Annotated in this window: 21 protein-coding genes; 13 read left to right on the top strand and 8 right to left on the bottom strand. The window is 62.2% G+C overall.

The genetic code is table 11. From position 1 onward, the window contains the following. Positions 1-25 precede the first annotated feature (25 nt). The 8 genes from proC to QRN10_RS13285 all read left to right on the top strand — a co-directional run bounded on the left by proC (position 26) and on the right by QRN10_RS13285 (position 5,953). A complete protein-coding gene (gene proC, locus QRN10_RS13320) occupies positions 26-844 on the top strand; it encodes a pyrroline-5-carboxylate reductase (RefSeq protein ID WP_285428525.1) in 819 nt (272 codons plus the stop codon). 24 nt (positions 845-868) lie between these two features. Beyond that, positions 869-1,456, top strand: coding sequence for a YggT family protein (locus QRN10_RS13315; protein WP_181076526.1), 588 nt, complete (start codon positions 869-871; stop codon positions 1,454-1,456). 140 nt (positions 1,457-1,596) lie between these two features. Then, positions 1,597-2,736 carry a homoserine O-succinyltransferase MetX gene (gene metX / locus QRN10_RS13310; RefSeq protein ID WP_181076524.1) on the top strand — a complete coding sequence of 380 codons (1,140 nt, stop codon included), beginning with the start codon at positions 1,597-1,599 and terminating at the stop codon, positions 2,734-2,736. Positions 2,737-2,743: 7 nt separating this feature from the next. After that, positions 2,744-3,364: a methionine biosynthesis protein MetW gene (metW, locus tag QRN10_RS13305; protein ID WP_181076522.1), complete on the top strand. Its 621-nt coding sequence runs from the start codon at positions 2,744-2,746 to the stop codon at positions 3,362-3,364. Between the two features lie 21 nt (positions 3,365-3,385). Then, positions 3,386-3,820, top strand: a complete 435-nt coding sequence (locus QRN10_RS13300; RefSeq protein ID WP_181076521.1) for a DUF4426 domain-containing protein — start codon at positions 3,386-3,388, stop codon at positions 3,818-3,820. Further along, positions 3,817-4,413 carry an RdgB/HAM1 family non-canonical purine NTP pyrophosphatase gene (rdgB, locus tag QRN10_RS13295; RefSeq protein ID WP_285428524.1) on the top strand — a complete coding sequence of 199 codons (597 nt, stop codon included), beginning with the start codon at positions 3,817-3,819 and terminating at the stop codon, positions 4,411-4,413. Before QRN10_RS13300 ends, rdgB begins: the two co-directional genes overlap by 4 nt. A 59-nt stretch (positions 4,414-4,472) precedes the next feature. Next, the gene (gene hemW, locus QRN10_RS13290) at positions 4,473-5,612 is read left to right on the top strand and encodes a radical SAM family heme chaperone HemW (protein WP_285428543.1); all 1,140 of its coding nucleotides are present in this window, start codon (positions 4,473-4,475) and stop codon (positions 5,610-5,612) included. Between the two features lie 17 nt (positions 5,613-5,629). After that, positions 5,630-5,953, top strand: coding sequence for a DUF3392 domain-containing protein (locus tag QRN10_RS13285; protein ID WP_122716594.1), 324 nt, complete (start codon positions 5,630-5,632; stop codon positions 5,951-5,953). Positions 5,954-6,034: 81 nt separating this feature from the next. Here QRN10_RS13285 and trmB read toward each other — a convergent pair whose 3' ends face one another. From trmB to QRN10_RS13265, 4 genes are all read right to left on the bottom strand, one after another. Beyond that, a complete protein-coding gene (gene trmB / locus QRN10_RS13280; protein ID WP_181076518.1) occupies positions 6,035-6,760 on the bottom strand; it encodes a tRNA (guanosine(46)-N7)-methyltransferase TrmB in 726 nt (241 codons plus the stop codon). A 9-nt stretch (positions 6,761-6,769) separates the two neighbouring features. Beyond that, positions 6,770-7,564: a thiazole synthase gene (locus tag QRN10_RS13275; RefSeq protein WP_034101284.1), complete on the bottom strand. Its 795-nt coding sequence runs from the start codon at positions 7,562-7,564 to the stop codon at positions 6,770-6,772. Between the two features lie 51 nt (positions 7,565-7,615). Further along, entirely contained in the window at positions 7,616-7,816 is a 201-nt protein-coding gene (thiS, locus tag QRN10_RS13270) for a sulfur carrier protein ThiS (RefSeq protein ID WP_285428523.1), read from the bottom strand. 71 nt (positions 7,817-7,887) lie between these two features. Next, the gene (locus QRN10_RS13265) at positions 7,888-8,268 is read right to left on the bottom strand and encodes a DUF423 domain-containing protein (protein ID WP_181076515.1); all 381 of its coding nucleotides are present in this window, start codon (positions 8,266-8,268) and stop codon (positions 7,888-7,890) included. Between the two features lie 73 nt (positions 8,269-8,341). On the opposite strand from QRN10_RS13265, the gene mtgA reads away from it, so the two are divergent. Further along, complete coding sequence (gene mtgA / locus QRN10_RS13260; RefSeq protein ID WP_266247265.1) at positions 8,342-9,064, top strand: monofunctional biosynthetic peptidoglycan transglycosylase; 723 nt, start codon at positions 8,342-8,344, stop codon at positions 9,062-9,064. Between the two features lie 110 nt (positions 9,065-9,174). Here mtgA and rpoH read toward each other — a convergent pair whose 3' ends face one another. From rpoH to ftsY, 4 genes are all read right to left on the bottom strand, one after another. After that, complete coding sequence (gene rpoH, locus QRN10_RS13255; RefSeq protein WP_005792286.1) at positions 9,175-10,029, bottom strand: RNA polymerase sigma factor RpoH; 855 nt, start codon at positions 10,027-10,029, stop codon at positions 9,175-9,177. A 129-nt stretch (positions 10,030-10,158) separates the two neighbouring features. After that, entirely contained in the window at positions 10,159-11,181 is a 1,023-nt protein-coding gene (gene ftsX, locus QRN10_RS13250) for a permease-like cell division protein FtsX (protein ID WP_181076511.1), read from the bottom strand. Then, complete coding sequence (gene ftsE / locus QRN10_RS13245) at positions 11,178-11,849, bottom strand: cell division ATP-binding protein FtsE (RefSeq protein WP_003176700.1); 672 nt, start codon at positions 11,847-11,849, stop codon at positions 11,178-11,180. Before ftsE ends, ftsX begins: the two co-directional genes overlap by 4 nt. Further along, positions 11,846-13,249, bottom strand: a complete 1,404-nt coding sequence (gene ftsY, locus QRN10_RS13240) for a signal recognition particle-docking protein FtsY (RefSeq protein ID WP_181076509.1) — start codon at positions 13,247-13,249, stop codon at positions 11,846-11,848. The genes ftsE and ftsY overlap by 4 nt, the downstream gene beginning before the upstream one ends. Positions 13,250-13,481: 232 nt before the next feature. Here ftsY and QRN10_RS13235 point away from each other — a divergent pair, with 232 nt between their 5' ends. The 4 genes from QRN10_RS13235 to QRN10_RS13220 are packed head-to-tail and all read left to right on the top strand — an operon-like array spanning position 13,482 to position 17,988. Beyond that, complete coding sequence (locus QRN10_RS13235; RefSeq protein ID WP_181076508.1) at positions 13,482-14,837, top strand: M16 family metallopeptidase; 1,356 nt, start codon at positions 13,482-13,484, stop codon at positions 14,835-14,837. Continuing rightward, positions 14,830-16,320 carry a M16 family metallopeptidase gene (locus QRN10_RS13230; RefSeq protein ID WP_181076506.1) on the top strand — a complete coding sequence of 497 codons (1,491 nt, stop codon included), beginning with the start codon at positions 14,830-14,832 and terminating at the stop codon, positions 16,318-16,320. The genes QRN10_RS13235 and QRN10_RS13230 overlap by 8 nt, the downstream gene beginning before the upstream one ends. After that, the gene (rsmD, locus tag QRN10_RS13225; RefSeq protein WP_285428522.1) at positions 16,320-16,937 is read left to right on the top strand and encodes a 16S rRNA (guanine(966)-N(2))-methyltransferase RsmD; all 618 of its coding nucleotides are present in this window, start codon (positions 16,320-16,322) and stop codon (positions 16,935-16,937) included. Before QRN10_RS13230 ends, rsmD begins: the two co-directional genes overlap by 1 nt. Before the next feature lie 55 nt (positions 16,938-16,992). Beyond that, positions 16,993-17,988, top strand: a complete 996-nt coding sequence (locus QRN10_RS13220; RefSeq protein ID WP_253509711.1) for a hydrolase — start codon at positions 16,993-16,995, stop codon at positions 17,986-17,988. Positions 17,989-17,997: the final 9 nt, after the last annotated feature.

Below are 17,997 nucleotides of genomic sequence, written 5' to 3'. Positions count from 1 at the left end.
ACTTCTCTTTGAGTAAGGACCTGTCATGAGTAACACGCGTATTGCCTTTATCGGCGCCGGTAACATGGCGGCCAGCCTGATCGGCGGCCTGCGGGCCAAGGGCCTGGAGCCGGCCCTGATCCGAGCCAGCGACCCGGGCGCCGACACCCGAGCCCGCATCAGTGCCGAACACGGCATCGAGACCTTCGCCGACAACGCCGAGGCCATCCAGGGCGTCGATGTGGTCGTACTGGCGGTCAAGCCACAGGCCATGAAAGCGGTGTGCGAAAGCCTGCGCGCCCATCTGCAGCCGCATCAACTGGTGGTATCCATCGCCGCCGGCATCACCTGCGCCAGCATGCACAACTGGCTGGGCGCGCAGCCGATCGTGCGCTGCATGCCCAACACCCCGGCGTTGGTGCGCCAGGGCGTGAGCGGTTTGTACGCCACCGCCCAGGTGAGCGCCGAACAACGCGACCAGGCGCAGGAGCTGCTGTCCGCCGTGGGTATCGCCCTGTGGCTGGAACAGGAGCAGCAACTGGATGCGGTGACCGCCGTGTCCGGCAGCGGCCCGGCGTACTTCTTCCTGCTGATCGAAGCCATGACCGCCGCCGGTGTGAAACTGGGCCTGCCCAAGGACGTTGCCGAACAACTGGCCGAGCAGACCGCACTGGGCGCCGCGCATATGGCGGTGTCCAGCGATGCAGACGCCGCAGAGCTGCGCCGCCGCGTGACCTCGCCGGGTGGCACCACCCAGGCCGCCATCGAATCGTTCCAGGCCGGAGGCTTCGAAGCCCTGGTGGAAAAAGCGCTGGGTGCCGCGGCACACCGTTCGGCCGAGCTGGCCGAGCAACTGGGCAAATAATCGTCTCCTACGAAGGAATACATGATGCTTGGACTCAATGACGCCCTGATCTTCATCATCCAGACCCTCGGCAGCCTGTACCTGCTGATCGTGCTGATGCGTTTTATCCTGCAACTGGTGCGGGCGAACTTCTACAACCCGCTGTGCCAGTTCGTGGTCAAGGCCACCCAGCCGTTGCTCAAGCCACTGCGCCGAGTGATCCCGAGCCTGTTCGGGCTGGACATGTCGTCGCTGGTACTGGCCCTGCTGCTGCAGATCCTGCTGTTTGTGGTCGTGCTGTCGCTCAACGGCTACCAGGCTTTCACCGTGCTGCTGTTGCCTTGGGCGCTGATCGGCATCTTTTCGCTGTTCCTGAAGATTATCTTCTGGTCGATGATCATCAGCGTGATCCTGTCGTGGGTCGCCCCCGGCAGCCGCAGCCCGGGCGCCGAGCTGGTCTACCAGATCACCGAACCGGTGCTGGCGCCGTTCCGTCGCCTGATTCCCAACCTGGGCGGCCTGGATATTTCGCCGATCTTCGCGTTTATCGCCATCCAGCTGCTGCAGAGCTGGGTGATTCCGCGCCTGGCGTTCTACGCGTTCATGCCTAAAGAGCTGTTTGGCCTGATCTGATCCGGATCAAAGGTGGGAGGGAGCTTGCTCCCTCCCACTTTTTGTATCTGCACCGTTGAATTGCATCCGTGCAGGCCTTTGCTTGCCGCTGGGGTCCCCGCTCTTTAGACTTACGCCTCATTTAGACGAGAGCAGGGTCGATGCCAACTGCCTTCCCCCCCGATTCTGTTGGACTGGTCGTGCCCCAAGTGGCGCACTTCAGCGAACCGCTGGCCCTGGCCTGTGGTCGGTCGCTGCCAGCCTACGACCTGATCTACGAAACCTACGGCCAATTGAATGCCACGGCGAGCAATGCCGTGCTGATCTGTCATGCCCTGTCCGGCCATCATCATGCCGCAGGTTTCCACAGCGTCGATGAGCGCAAGCCCGGCTGGTGGGACAGCTGCATCGGCCCCGGTAAGCCCATCGACACGCGCAAGTTCTTTGTGGTCAGCCTCAACAACCTCGGGGGCTGCAACGGGTCCACCGGCCCCAGCAGCCTCAACCCGGAAACCGGCAAGCCGTTCGGCGCCGATTTCCCGGTGCTCACCGTGGAAGACTGGGTGCACAGCCAGGCCCGCCTGGCCGATCGGCTGGGTATCAACCAGTGGGCGGCGGTGATCGGCGGCAGCCTGGGCGGCATGCAGGCGCTGCAATGGACCATCACCTACCCGGACCGGGTGCGCCATTGTCTGGCTATCGCTTCGGCGCCTAAATTATCGGCGCAGAACATCGCCTTCAACGAAGTGGCGCGCCAGGCCATCCTCACCGACCCCGAGTTCCACGGTGGCTCGTTTCAGGAAGCCGGCGTGATTCCCAAGCGCGGCCTGATGCTGGCGCGCATGGTCGGCCACATCACTTACCTGTCCGATGATTCCATGGGCGAGAAATTCGGCCGCGGTCTCAAGAGCGAGAAGCTCAACTACGATTTCCACAGCGTCGAGTTCCAGGTGGAAAGCTACCTGCGCTATCAGGGCGAGGAGTTTTCCGGGCGTTTTGACGCCAACACCTACCTGCTCATGACCAAGGCCCTGGACTACTTCGACCCGGCGGCCAACCACGACGATGACCTGGCGAAAACCTTTGAGATCGCCAAGGCCAAGTTCTGTGTGATGTCATTTACCACCGACTGGCGCTTCTCGCCGGCCCGCTCCCGTGAGCTGGTGGATGCCCTGATGGCCGCGCGCAAGGACGTCTGCTACCTGGAGATCGATGCTCCGCAAGGCCACGATGCCTTCCTGATTCCGATCCCGCGCTACCTGCAGGCCTTCGGCAACTATATGAACCGCATAACTGTGTGAGAACGCCATGAGAGCCGACCTGGAAATCATCCAAGACTGGATCCCCGCCGGCAGCCGCGTGCTCGACCTGGGCTGCGGCGATGGCGAACTGCTGAGCTGGCTGCGGGACAACAAGCAAGTCACCGGCTACGGCCTGGAAAACGACGCGGACAACATCGCCCAGTGCGTGGCCAAGGGCATCAACGTGATCGAGCAAGACCTGGACAAGGGCCTGGGCAACTTTGCCAGCAACAGCTTCGACATCGTGGTGATGACCCAGGCCCTGCAGGCGGTGCACTACCCGGACCGCATCCTCGACGAGATGCTGCGCGTAGGCCGCCAGTGCATCATCACCTTCCCCAATTTCGGGCACTGGCGCTGCCGCTGGTACCTGGCCACCAAGGGCCGTATGCCAGTATCGGATTTCCTGCCCTATACCTGGTACAACACGCCGAACATCCACTTTTGCACCTTCGAAGACTTCGAAGCCCTGTGTGGTGAGCGTGAAGCCAAGGTGATCAACCGCCTCGCCGTCGACCAACAGCACCGTCACGGCTGGGCGAGTAAACTATGGCCCAACCTGTTGGGCGAAATTGGTATCTACCGGGTCAGCAGCCCCGGTCTGGCCGACCACAAGATTGCCGTCTAATCATTTTCAAGAGGGACGCTCATGAGCCGCCTGGCTGTATTTCTATTGACCGCCTGCCTGGGCGCCAGCGCCATGGCCGCGGACGCTATCGACGCAAATCGCAAGAAGGACTTCGGCGATATCACCGTTCACTACAACACATTCACGTCCAGCTTCCTGCCCCCGGAGACCGCGCAGAAAATCGGCGTGGTGCGCAGCAAGGAAAAAGGGCTGATCAATGTGACCGTGATCAAGGGAGTGACGCCGGGCGCGGCTCAGGTGACCGGTACCATCAAGGACCTGGGTGGCAAAAGCGAGATCCTGACGTTCAAGCAAATCGATGAGAAAAACGGGATCAGCTACCTCGCGCCGTACTCCGTGACCCAGCGCGAATACAAGACCTTTACCATCAATGTTGAAACCGGCGGCAAAGCGCATAGCTTCCAATTCAACCAAGAACTGTTTCCGGCCGAATGATGAACCTGACTCAACTGGTACTGGCCAGCCATAACGCCGGCAAACTCAAAGAACTGCAGGCCATGCTCGGTGACTGCGTGCAACTGCGCTCCATCGGCGAGTTCAGCCAGGTGGAGCCGGAAGAGACCGGCCTGTCGTTCGTCGAAAACGCCATCCTCAAGGCGCGCAATGCCGCGCGTATTTCCGGTCTGCCGGCACTGGCGGACGACTCGGGCCTGGCGGTGGACTTCCTTGGCGGTGCGCCGGGGATCTACTCGGCACGCTATGCCGATGGCAAGGGCGACGCGGCCAACAACGCCAAGCTGCTCGAAGCCCTCAAGGACGTACCGGATGCCGAGCGCGGCGCGCAGTTCGTCTGCGTACTGGCGCTGGTGCGACACGCCGACGACCCGCTGCCGATCCTCTGTGAAGGCCTGTGGCACGGGCGCATCCTGCATGCGGCCAGCGGCGAGCATGGGTTTGGCTATGACCCGCTGTTCTGGGTGCCGGAGCGTAACGTGTCCAGTGCCGAGCTGAGCCCGGCCGACAAGAACCAGATCAGCCACCGTGCTCGCGCAATGGATTTGCTGCGCCAACGCCTGAGCCTGAAATGACCCAGAACACCTCTGCGCAGCCGCTGATTCACGGCGGCGTGCAAACACCTCGGGCGGCCATGCCTGTGCTGCCGCCCCTGGCGCTGTATATCCATATTCCGTGGTGCGTGCGCAAATGCCCGTACTGCGACTTCAACTCCCACACCGCCAGCAAGGTGCTGCCGGAAGAAGAATACGTCGACGCCTTGCTGGCTGACCTCGATCAAGATCTGCACGCGGTATATGGGCGTGAACTGAGTTCGATCTTCTTCGGCGGCGGCACGCCCAGCCTGTTCAGCGCTGCGGCGTTGGGGCGACTGCTCAAAGGCGTGGAAGCACGCATCCCGTTTGCCGGCGACATCGAAATTACCCTGGAAGCCAACCCCGGCACTTTCGAGCAAGAGAAGTTCGTCGCTTACCGTAAGCTGGGAATCAACCGGCTGTCCATCGGCATCCAGAGCTTCCAGCAAGCAAAACTCGAAGCCCTGGGCCGCATTCACAACGGCGACGAGGCCGTACGCGCCGCCGGGATGGCGCGCCAGGCCGGGTTCGATAACTTCAACCTCGACCTTATGCACGGCTTGCCCGATCAGTCCCTGGACGACGCGTTGAGCGATCTGCGCCAGGCCATCGCGCTCAAGCCCACGCATTTGTCCTGGTACCAGTTGACCCTGGAACCCAACACCGTGTTCTGGAACCAGCCGCCGGCGCTGCCGGAAGACGACACGCTGTGGGATATCCAGGAAGCGGGCCAGGCGCTGCTGGCCGAGCACGGTTACGCACAATATGAAGTCTCGGCCTATGCGCAGCCGGGCCGACCGGCACGGCATAACCTGAACTACTGGAGCTTCGGCGACTTTATCGGTATCGGCGCCGGTGCCCACGGCAAACTCAGTCATCCGGACGGGCGTATTGTGCGCACGTGGAAAACCCGCGCGCCCAAGGACTATCTGAACCCGGCCAAAAGCTTCCAGGCCGGCGCGAAGGAACTGACCAACGAAGAACTGCCATTCGAGTTTCTGATGAATGCCCTGCGGCTTACCGACGGCGTTGAGGCCAGGCTCTACGCCGAGCGCACCGGTCTGGCCCTGGCAAGCCTCGACGAAGCACGCAGGGAGGCAGAACAAAGCGGCTTAATGCAGGTCGAACCGTCACGCCTGGCGGCCACCGACCACGGGCAACTCTTTCTCAATGACCTGTTGCAGAAGTTTTTGAGCTGACGCTCTAAGGAATTCGAATGGATTTGGTACTCGACCTGCTCGCCACCGTATCCCGCTGGAGCCGCAGCAACCTGTCGGAAATCTCCCTGGCCCTCGTCGGCTGCTTGCTGGTGCTGTTCGGTGCCGACATCAAAGGCTGGATCGAAGCCCGCCTGGGCAGCATCGCCGGCGCCTTGCGCGTGCCTTTGATGGCCCTGGTCTGCATGATCGGCAGCGGCGCCGCCTTGATCTACGCCACACCGTGGATCGTGCGCGGGTTGAGCCAGTTCAACAACTACAGCCTGGCACCGGTGCTGGTGGTGGTGCTGGTGTTGATTGGGGTCGTCGCCGACCGCCGCTGATCTCAAATCCGACACAAAACAACTGTGGGAGGGGGCAAAAGCCCCCTCCCACATTGGATTGCATTTCAAGCCAGTGGCGAGTTATGCCAGCTTCTCGAACTTCAAATCCCACACCCCATGCCCCAGCCGCTCACCACGGCGTTCAAACTTGGTGATTGGACGCTCCGCCGGGCGCGGTACGCATTTGCCGTCTTCGGCCAGGTTGCGGTAGCCGGGGGCGACGTTCATCACTTCCAGCATGTACTCCGCGTACGGCTCCCAGTCGGTCGCCATATGCAGGATACCGCCGACTTTGAGCTTGCTGCGCACCAGTTCCGCGAACGAAGCCTGGACGATGCGGCGCTTATGGTGGCGGGCTTTGTGCCAAGGGTCGGGGAAGAACAGCATCAAGCGGTCCAGACTGTTGTCGGCGATGCAGCGGTTAAGTACTTCGATCGCGTCGCAGTCGTACACCCGCAGGTTGGTCAGGCCCTGGGTCAGCACGCCGTTGAGCAGCGCGCCGACACCTGGACGATGCACTTCCACACCGATGAAATCCTGTTCCGGCGCAGCCGCTGCCATTTCCAGCAGGGAGTGGCCCATACCGAAGCCGATCTCCAGGGAGCGCGGGGCCGAACGGCCGAACACCTGGTCGTAGTCCACCGGCGCGTCGGCCAGGGGCAGCACGAACAACGGCGTACCTTGTTCCAGGCCCTTTTGCTGGCCTTCGGTCATGCGGCCGGCGCGCATCACAAAACTTTTGATGCGGCGGTGCTTGGACTCGTCGCCTGCTTCCTGGGTGTTCGGCGTTTCGTTTGATTCAGTCATCAATGGCTCTTACTTGATCAGACCATCCAGCGGCGAAGAGGCGCTGGCGTAGAGTTTTTTCGGCATGCGCCCGGCGAGGTAGGCCAGGCGGCCCGCGACGATGGCGTGGTTCATGGCTTCGGCCATCATGATCGGTTGCTGGGCATGGGCGATGGCCGAGTTCATCAGCACCGCGTCGCAGCCCAGTTCCATGGCAATGGTCGCGTCGGAGGCGGTGCCCACGCCCGCGTCCACCAATACCGGGATCGTGGCTTCTTCGAGGATGATCTGCAGGTTGTAGGGATTGCAGATCCCCAGGCCTGAACCGATCAGGCCGGCCAGCGGCATCACCGCGATACAGCCGATTTCGGCCAATTGGCGCGCGATGATCGGGTCATCGCTGGTGTAGACCATCACGTCGAAGCCTTCCTTGACCAGGGTTTCGGCGGCCTTGAGGGTTTCGATCACGTTGGGGAACAGGGTTTTCTGGTCGGCCAGCACTTCCAGCTTGACCAGGTTATGACCGTCGAGCAGCTCACGGGCCAGGCGACAGGTGCGCACGGCTTCGACGGCGTCGTAGCAACCGGCGGTGTTCGGCAAAAAGGTGTAGCGGTCCGGCGACAGCACTTCGAGCAGGTTCGGCTCGCCCTCGATCTGGCCGAGGTTGGTGCGACGTACGGCGAAGGTCACGATTTCGGCACCCGAGGCTTCGATGGCCAGGCGTGTTTCTTCCATGTCGCGGTACTTGCCGGTGCCGACCAGCAGACGGGACTGGTAGGTACGGCCGGCCAGGACGAAGGGCTTGTCGTTACGAACGATGCTCATGGGAAATCCTCGTATGGGGTGAGGTTCTGCAGAATTCAGAAAGCTACGCGACTAGCCGCCGCCGATGGCGTGGACCACTTCGACCTGGTCACCGTCGCTCAACGCGGTACCTTCATGCTGGCTTCGCGGAACGATGTCTTGGTTGAGTTCCACCGCGACGCGACGCCCGGTCAGGTCCAGACGGGTCAGCAGGGCCGAAACGGTTTCACCGTCGGGCAGTTCAAAGGGTTCGCCGTTCAACTGAATGCGCATGCCACGGGCCGCCATCGTTTTTAGGGGCCCGCATTCTAGCTCGATTGGGACCTGAAGGTCAGCTCCAAGCGTCAAGCGGTCAGCTGCATGCGCCAGGCAGCAAGGCCCAGGAAGAACCAGCCGAGCAGGAAGGCCAGGCCGCCGAAGGGTGTGATGATGCCCAGCTTGCTGACACCGGTCAGGGTCAGCGCATACAGGCTGCCGGAGAACAGCACGATCCCGACCACAAACGACACGCCGGCCCAGGTCACCAGCCGGCCGGGGATGTGGGCGGCCAGCAGCGCGACGCCCAACAGCGCCAGGGTGTGCACCAATTGGTAGGTCACGCCGGTGTGAAAGATCGCCAGGTAGTCGGCGCTCAGGCGGTTTTTCAGGCCATGGGCGGCGAAGGCGCCAAGGGCAACGCCCGTAAAGCCAAAAAAGGCGGCCAGCATCAGAAAGCTACGCAGCATGGGAACTCCAGTCAGACTCATCGGGCAGGGTCTGTATAATGGCCCGCTCAACGGGTTCGGCCAAGCCATCTCTATGCTGCGTGTCCTCTTCAGTCGTTTACTCAAAGTCGTGAAATGGTTCGCCATCGGCAGTGTGTTGCTGGTGCTGCTGTTTCGTGTCGTCCCGCCGCCGTTCACCGCGCTGATGGTGGAGCGCAAGGTCGAGTCATGGTTCGACGGCGAACCCATCGACCTGCAGCGCACCTGGGTGCCCTGGGACGAGATTTCCGATGACCTCAAAGTCGCGGTGATGGCCGGTGAAGATCAACGCTTCCCGCAGCATTGGGGTTTCGATTTCGGTGCGATCCAGGCGGCATTGGCGCATAACGAGCGCGGCGGTTCGATACGCGGCGCCAGTACGTTGAGCCAGCAGGTGTCCAAGAACCTGTTCCTGTGGGCCGGCCGCAGTTATTTGCGCAAAGGCCTGGAGGCTTGGTTCACCGGGTTGATCGAGGTGTTGTGGCCCAAGCAGCGCATTCTTGAGGTTTACCTCAACAGCGTGGAATGGGATGAGGGCGTGTTTGGCGCAGAAGCGGCGGCGCGACATCACTTTGGGGTGAGCGCCAAGGGCTTATCACGGCAGCAGGCCAGCTATCTGGCGGCAGTGTTGCCCAACCCTCGCGTGTGGAGTGCCAGTCACCCAACAGCGTACGTGGCGCGGCGGGCGGCGTGGATTCGACAACAGATGAGCCAGCTGGGCGGTGATGGTTACCTGATGGAGCTGAACAACGCCCGCAAAGCCCCCTGGTCCGACTGACACAACACAGAAACAAATATGGGAGGGGGCTTGCCCCCGATGGCGGAGTGTCAGTCACACAGAAGTTGACTGACACTCCGCCATCGGGGGGCAAGCCCCCTCCCACATTGTTAAGCGGCGATGGACAGCTTCAGCTTGTTCATCGCGCTCTTTTCAAGCTGACGAATCCGCTCGGCCGACACGTTGTACTTCTGTGCCAGGTCGTGCAACGTGGCTTTTTCTTCCGCCAGCCAACGCTGGTAGAGGATGTCGCGGCTGCGTTCGTCCAGCACTTCCAGCGCTTCGTGCAGGTTGTGATTGGAGTTATCGCTCCAGTCCGCGTCTTCCAGTTGACGCGCCGGGTCGTACCGGTGGTCTTCCAGGTAGTTGGCGGGCGATTGGAAAGCGCTGTCGTCGTCCGCTTCAGCGGCCGGGTCGAACGCCATGTCATGACCGGTCAGACGGCTTTCCATTTCGCGCACTTCGCGCGGCTCCACACCGAGGCTTTCGGCCACGCGGTGGACTTCTTCGTTGTTCAGCCACGCCAGGCGCTTTTTCTGGCTGCGCAGGTTGAAGAACAATTTGCGCTGGGCCTTGGTGGTCGCGACTTTCACGATGCGCCAGTTGCGCAGGATGAACTCGTGAATTTCCGCCTTGATCCAGTGCACGGCAAACGACACCAGGCGCACGCCCATTTCAGGGTTGAAGCGCTTGACCGCCTTCATCAGGCCCACGTTGCCTTCCTGAATCAGGTCAGCCTGGGCCAGGCCGTAGCCGCTATAGCTACGGGCGATATGTACGACAAAACGCAGGTGGGCGAGCACCATCTGCCGAGCCGCCCCCAAATCCTGCTCATAGTAGAGACTCTCGGCCAGTTCACGCTCCTGCTCGGGCGTCAGCAATGGAATGCTGTTGACCGTGTGCACATAGGCTTCCAGGTTCGCACCCGGCACCAAGGCATAAGCAGGTTGCAAAGAAGTGGTCATACGAAAAAACCTCCGACTCACATAACTCGTGCAGTTCAGCACTGCGAAAATTGACCGGGAACCGTAGGACAAGTTCCCTAAACCACTGATACGGTCAATACAAACGAAACCACATTAATCTGACATTAACTACTTCGGTGCCAGCTCACGTAAATGCCGTGCGACCGCAATCCAGGCACCGATATACCCCAACAATACCGCGCCGAGCAAGAGTGACAGGCCATCGGCAACCGGCACGCCCGCCAGGGCGAAATCGCTGCCGTACAGCCCGGCCAGCCCGACCACCGCGTCGTTCAGCCAATTCAGGCCAAACGCCAGGACACCCCAGGACAAAATCCCCGCACCGAAGCCATAAAGCGCGCCCATGTACAGAAACGGCCGACGCACATAGCTGTCAGTGCCGCCGACCAGTTTAATCACTTCTATCTCAGTGCGACGGTTTTCAATATGAAGACGAATGGTATTACCTATCACCAAAAGTAATGCAGACACCAGCAACACCGTCAAACCGAACACAAACCGGTCACCCAGCTTGAGGATCGCCGCCAGGCGCTCTACCCAGACTAGATCAAGTTGCGCTTGTTGCACCTTCGGCAGCTCTGCGAGTTTTTGTCGCAGGGCTTCGAGGGCGGCCTTGTCCACTTCGTTCGGCGTTACCAGCACCACGCCGGGCAATGGGTTCTGCGGCAGCTCCTTGAGCGCCTCGCCCAGGCCGGATTGTTGCTGGAACTCCTCAAGGGCCTGGTCACGGCTGACGTACTCGGCATCCGCCACGCCCGGCATGTTCTTGATGTCGTCGCGCAACGCTTCGCCCTGCTGTGGGCTGGCATCCAGGTTCAGGTACAGCGAAATCTGCGCCGCACGTTGCCAGGAGCCGCCCAGGCGCTCCACATTATTGAGCAACAGCGACAAGCCCATCGGCAGGCTCAAGGCCACGGCCATTACCAGGCAGGTAAAAAAGCTACCGATCGGCTGCTTGCCCAGGCGGCGCAGGCTGTCGACCAGGCTGGCGCGATGACTTTCGATCCAGGCGCGCAGCAGGGTGCTGAAGTCCGGGCCGTCGTCATCGTTGTGTTTTTTCTTTTTCGGTTGCGGGTCGGCCGGTTTTGGCGCCACGCGCTCGGAAACCTTGGGGCTGCGTGTGGCACTCATACGCCCGCCTCCCCGTCGCCGATCAGGCGGCCGCGTTGCAAAGTAAGCATGCGATGGCGCATGCGTGCGATCAGCGCCAGGTCGTGACTGGCGATCAGCACACTGGTGCCCAGGCGGTTGATGTCTTCGAACACGCCCATGATCTCCGCCGCCAGACGCGGGTCGAGGTTGCCGGTGGGTTCGTCCGCCAGCAGCAGGGCCGGGCGGTGGACGATAGCGCGGGCGATACCGACGCGCTGCTGCTGGCCGGTGGACAGGTCGCCGGGGTAGAGGTCGGTCTTGTCCGACAGCGCTACACGCTCCAGGGCCGAATCCACGCGCTTGATGATCTCAGCCTTGGACAACCCGAGAATCTGCAGCGGCAGCGCGACGTTATTGAACACCGTGCGATCGAACAGCAACTGGTGGTTCTGGAACACCACGCCGATCTGGCGGCGCAGAAACGGAATCTGCGCATTGCTGATGGTGGCCAGGTCCTGGCCGGCCAGCAGCAGTTTGCCGGTGGTCGGGCGCTCCATGGCCAGCAGCAGGCGCAGCAAGGTACTTTTGCCCGCGCCCGAATGGCCGGTGACAAACAGGAACTCGCCGCGACGCACTCGAAAGCTCAGCTCATGCAAGCCGACATGCCCGTTGGCATAGCGTTTACCGACCTGTTCGAATCGAATCATGAACGCTCCCGCTCGGCAAACAGTGCCTGGACAAAGGGTTCGGCTTCAAAGGTGCGCAAGTCGTCGATACCCTCACCGACACCGATATAGCGAATCGGCAACCCAAACTGTTTAGCCAAGGCGAAGATCACACCGCCCTTTGCCGTGCCGTCGAGTTTGGTCAAGGCCAGACCGGTCAACTGCACCGTCTGGTTGAACTGCTTGGCCTGGCTGATAGCGTTCTGGCCCGTACCGGCGTCCAGCACCAACAGCACCTCGTGGGGCGCGTCGGCGTCGAGCTTGCCGATCACACGGCGCACTTTTTTCAGCTCTTCCATCAAATTGTCTTTGGTGTGCAGGCGACCGGCGGTATCGGCGATCAGCACATCGATGTTACGGGCCTTGGCCGCCTGCACGGCGTCGAAAATCACCGAGGCGGAATCGGCGCCGGTGTGCTGGGCGATGACCGGGATCTTGTTGCGCTCACCCCAGACCTGCAACTGCTCCACGGCAGCGGCACGGAAGGTATCGCCGGCGGCGAGCATGACTTTCTTACCCTCAAGCTGCAGCTTTTTGGCCAGTTTGCCAATGGTGGTGGTCTTGCCGGCGCCGTTGACGCCCACCACCAGAATCACGAATGGCTTGTTCGGGGTGATCACCAGCGGCGCTTCGACCGGCTTGAGCATCGCGGCCAGCTCGGCCTGCAGCGATTTGTAGAGGGCATCGGCGTCGGTCAGTTGCTTGCGGGCGACCTTCTGGGTCAGGCTCTGGATGATTACCGCGGTGGCTTCGACGCCGACGTCGGCGGTCAGCAGACGGGTTTCGATGTCTTCGAGCAGTTCGTCGTCGATGGTCTTGCGGCCCAGGAACAGGCTGGCCATGCCTTCACCGATACTGGCGCTGGTCTTGCTCAGGCCTTGCTTGAGGCGGGCGAAGAAGCCGGTCTTGCTGATTTCGGCCGGTTGCGCAGCGATGACCGCAGGCGCGGCCTCCAGCACCGGCGCAGGCTCGGCCGGCGCAGGCACAACTACCGGAGCAGGCGTCGGCTCGACTGCCGCCGGCTGCGGCTCAGGTTCGACAACCGGCGGAATCGGCGGCACGAGGTGCTCAGCCTGCACATCATCGACCAGCGCCACCGGTTCCTCGGCCACCGGCAACGGCGGCCATGGCTTGTGCTCCGGCTCAGGCTCAGGCGGCGCTTCGACGACCGGCTGCAATACCGGCTCCACCAGGGGCAATACCACCGGTGCCGGCGCTTCGGCCGCCGGTTCGGCTTCTATAACGGGTTCGGGGATCGGCTCAGGTTGAACCTGCGGCTGTTCGACGACGGTTTCCTGCGGCTTTTTGCGCAGCCATCCGAACAGGCCTTTTTTCTCGCCAGCCGCGGCTGGGGTCTTCTTGTCGTCGTTGGAACCAAACATGGAGACGGCTATCTCAAGGTAGCGACGCGCCTAGGGGCGTGCCGGTAAATAAAATTCGATGCGTAACAGACTGTTTTTTAGCCAGCTCGTTCATGCGCAACATTTTGTAAGGCCTAAATAGGGCCTCAACAAGACAGCCGCTGTGGCCGTCCCTGAATCGGATCAGTATCCTAGCACCTCCTCGCCCGCCGACGCTAAGACCAAGCGGGCAGCCCAACAGGTTAAAAAACGAATGAATGCTCTCGCCCGCCGCGCCGCAGGCCTGCTGTTCAGCACAGTTTGTCTGCCTCTTTCAGCTTTGGCTGCCGATCCACAACCCACCCATGAATTCACCCTCGACAACGGCCTCAAGGTGGTCGTGCGCGAAGACCATCGCGCGCCGGTAGTGGTTTCCCAGGTCTGGTACAAGGTCGGCTCAAGCTATGAAACCCCGGGCCAGACCGGTTTATCCCATGCCCTGGAACACATGATGTTCAAGGGCAGCGCCAAGGTCGGGCCAGGCGAAGCCTCGCTGATCCTGCGCGACCTGGGCGCCGAAGAAAATGCGTTCACCAGCGACGACTACACCGCCTACTACCAAGTACTGGCCCGCGACCGCCTGGGTGTGGCCTTCGAGCTGGAAGCCGACCGCATGGCCAGCCTGCGCCTGCCGGCCGACGAGTTCAGCCGCGAGATCGAGGTGATCAAGGAAGAGCGCCGCCTGCGCACCGATGACAACCCGATGTCCAAGGCCTTCGAACGCTTCAAGGCCATGGCTTTCCCGGCCAGCGGCTATCACACGCCGACCATCGGCTGGATGGCGGACCTGGAACGCATGAAGGTCGAGGAACTGCGCCACTGGTACCAGTCCTGGTACGTGCCCAACAACGCCACGTTGGTGGTGGTCGGCGACGTGACCCCGGACGAGGTCAAGAACCTGGCCCAGCGCTACTTCGGCCCGATCCCCAAGCGTGACGTGCCACCGGCCAAGATCCCGATGGAACTGGCCGAACCCGGCGAGCGCCTGCTGACAATGCGCGTGCAGACTCAATTGCCCAGCGTGATCCTGGGCTTCAACGTCCCGGGCCTCGCCACTGCCGAGGACAAGCGTTCGGTGCAGGCCCTGCGCCTGATCTCGGCCCTGCTGGATGGCGGCTATAGCGCGCGTATTTCCGAACAATTGGAGCGCGGCGAAGAGCTGGTATCCGCCGCCTCCACCAACTACGACGCCTATACCCGTGGCGACACCCTGTTCACCCTCTCGGCCACGCCGAACCAGCAGAAGAAAAAGACCATCGCCCAAGCCGAAGCCGGCCTGTGGCGCCTTCTGGACGAGTTGAAAGCCAAGCCGCCGACCGCTGAAGAACTGGAGCGCATCCGTGCCCAGGTCATCGCCGGCCTGGTCTATCAGCGGGACTCCATCACCAGCCAGGCCACCGCCATCGGCTCCCTGGAGACCGTGGGGCTGTCGTGGAAACTCATGGACAGCGAACTCGCCGACCTGCAAAGCGTGACCCCGGATGATATCCAGAAGGCCGCCCGCACTTACTTCACCCGCGAACGTTTGAGCGTCGCCCATGTTCTGCCCGAGGAGACCGCTCATGAGTGATCGCAAAAACAGCCGCCTTATCCTGCCTGGCCTGATCGCCGTCACCTTGATCGCCGCAAGCGCCGTGTACTTCCTGCGCCCCGGCGAGTCCGTGGCCAGCCAGGCGCTGGATCAGGCCCAATCGGCCAACACGCTGCAGTCCCTGGCGGAACTGGACGGCAAGGCGCCGACCAATCGCAAGCTGGATGTGCAGACCTGGACCACCGCGGAAGGCGCCAAGGTGCTGTTCGTCGAAGCCCACGAACTGCCCATGTTCGACATGCGCATCCTGTTCGCCGCCGGCAGCAGCCAGGACGGCGATGTACCCGGTCTGGCGTTGATGACCAACGCCATGCTCAACGAAGGCGTGCCGGGCAAGGACGTCAGCCAGATCGCCAGCGGCTTTGAAGGCCTGGGCGCCGACTTCGGCAACGGTGCCTACCGCGACATGGCATTGGTGTCCCTGCGCAGCCTCAGCGACAGCGCCAAGCGCGACGCCGCCCTGGCGCTGTTCGACCAGGTGATCGGCCAACCGACCTTCCCGGCCGATTCCCTGGCGCGCATCAAGAACCAGATCCTGGCCGGCTTCGAATACCAGAAGCAGAACCCCGCCAAACTGGCGAGCCTTGAGTTGTTCAAGCGCCTGTATGGCGATCACCCTTATGCGCATTCCAGCGAAGGCACGCCTGAAAGCGTGCCGAAGATTACCCTCGCACAACTGCAGGCCTTCCATGCCAAGGCTTATGCCGCAGGTAACGCAGTGATTGCGGTGGTGGGTGACTTGAGCCGCGCCGAAGCCGAGGCCATGACCGCCAAGGTGTCCGCCTCGCTGCCCAAGGGCCCTGCCCTGCCGAAAATCGCCCAGCCCACCGAGCCCAAGGCCGGTCTGAGTCATATCGAGTTCCCTTCCAAGCAGACTCACCTGCTGTTCGCCCAACTGGGCATCGACCGCGCCGACCCGGACTACGCAGCCTTGTCCCTGGGCAACCAGATCCTCGGCGGCGGTGGGTTCGGCACGCGCTTGATGAGCGAAGTGCGCGAGAAACGCGGCCTGACCTATGGTGTGTACTCCGGTTTCTCGCCCATGCAGGTGCGCGGCCCGTTCATGATCAACTTACAAACCCGCGCCGAAATGAGCGGCGGCACCCTGCGACTGGTGGAGCAAGTGCTGGCCGATTACCTCAAGACCGGCCCGACCCAGAAGGAATTGGATGACGCCAAGCGTGAGCTGGCCGGCAGCTTCCCGCTGTCGACGGCGAGCAACGCCGATATCGTCGGCCAGCTGGGCGCCATGGGTTTCTACAACCTGCCGCTGAGCTATCTCGAAGATTTCATGAAACAATCCCAGGCCCTGACCGTAGAGCAGGTCAAGGCTGCGTTGAACAAACACTTGAGCGCCGACAAGATGGTCATCGTGACCGCCGGCCCAACGATTGCGCAGAAGCCACTACCGCCCCCTACTGATAAACCCGCCGAGCAGCCGCTCGGCGTCCCGGAGCATTAATGGCCAGTTCATCTCGCCCGAAAAAACCTGTCCACAACGTGCATAACGGTGTGGGCCAACTGCGCATCATTGGCGGTGAATGGGGCAGCCGCAAGCTGAGCTTCCCCGACGTGGTAGGCCTGCGCCCCACGCCGGATCGCGTGCGCGAAACCCTGTTCAACTGGCTCGCGCCCTACATCGGCGGGGCCAGGGTGCTGGACCCGTTCGCCGGCAGTGGCGCGCTGTTCCTGGAGGCGCTGTCCCGTGGCGCTGCCCAGGCCCAGGCGCTGGATGCCAGCAACGTCGCGGTGTCCAGCCTCAAGGAACATCTGGGCACCCTGCGTTGCACCAACGGCCAGGTGCAGACCGCCGACGCCCTGCGCTACCTGGAAACCCAGCCTGCCAGCGAGTACGACGTGGTGTTCCTCGACCCGCCGTTCAATCAGAACCTGTTGCCCACCGTGTGTGCGCTGCTGGAAGAACGCCAATGGCTGGCTGCCGATGCGTGGATCTACACCGAAAGCGAAACCGCACCTTCTACCCTGGGCCTGCCGGGCGCGTGGCGCCTGCACCGGGAGCAAAAATCCGGGCGGGTGTATTACGCGTTGTGGCACCGGTTGGTCGAAAGCGCCGCCTGATTGTTCAGACTGGCTTTACTTGTGGCGAGCGGGCTCGCCACAAACCGAGAGTTTCATGACACCGTCCTCCGACCTGTTTACCCCCGCCTTCGGCCTCGGCAACCCTCACCTGCAAACCCTGTGGGGGCCGCTGTTGCGCCCCACAACCCACATTGAGCGCCAACGCGAGCGCTTGTGGCTGGACGACGGCGACTTTCTCGACCTCGACTGGCATGGCCCCCACGACGCACACGTGCCGCTGGTGCTGGTGCTGCATGGGCTGACCGGCTCGTCCAATTCCCCCTATGTCGCAGGCTTGCAGAAAGTCCTCGCCGGCCAGGGCTGGGCCAGCGTCGCGCTGAACTGGCGGGGCTGTTCCGGCGAGCCGAACCTGTTGGCGCGCAGCTATCACTCCGGCGCCAGCGAAGACCTCGCAGCGACCATTGCGCACCTGCGCGCCAAGCGACCGTTGGCGCCCTTGTACGCGGTGGGTTACTCGCTGGGCGGCAATGTGTTGCTCAAGCACTTGGGGGAAACGGGGGAAATGTCCGGGTTGCAAGGCGCAGCGGCAGTGTCGGTACCCTTTCGCCTGGATCAGTGCGCCGATCGCATCGGGTTGGGGTTTTCGCGGGTGTATCAAAAGCACTTCATGCGCGAGATGCTGGCGTATATCCGCGTCAAGCAACGCCGCTTCCTACAGGACGGCCAGGTGGAGGGACTGAAAACCCTGGAGGCCCTCGGCTCGCTGGAGAAGATGCGCACGTTCTGGGACTTCGACGGCCGGGTCACCGCGCCGCTGCACGGTTTTCTGAGTGCCGAGGATTATTACCGCCGCGCGTCGAGTCGTTACTATCTGGGCGGCATCCGCACCCCCACCCTGATTATCCAGGCCGCCGACGACCCGTTCGTGTTTGCCCATAGCCTGCCGCAGGCCAGCGAGCTGTCGGATTGCACCGAGTTTGAGCTCACGACCAAGGGTGGCCATGTGGGCTTTGTCGATGGTTCACTGAAACGCCCCGGCTACTACCTGGAACGTCGCATCCCCCAATGGTTATTGGCACAACACGGCTAAAACGGGTGG

Source organism: Pseudomonas sp. lyk4-R2A-8, assembly GCF_030209095.1.
GTDB classification, from domain to species: domain Bacteria; phylum Pseudomonadota; class Gammaproteobacteria; order Pseudomonadales; family Pseudomonadaceae; genus Aquipseudomonas; species Aquipseudomonas quebecensis.
The sequence above is the reverse complement of the archived record's forward strand: the minus strand, read 5'-3'. Positions and strand labels throughout refer to the sequence as shown.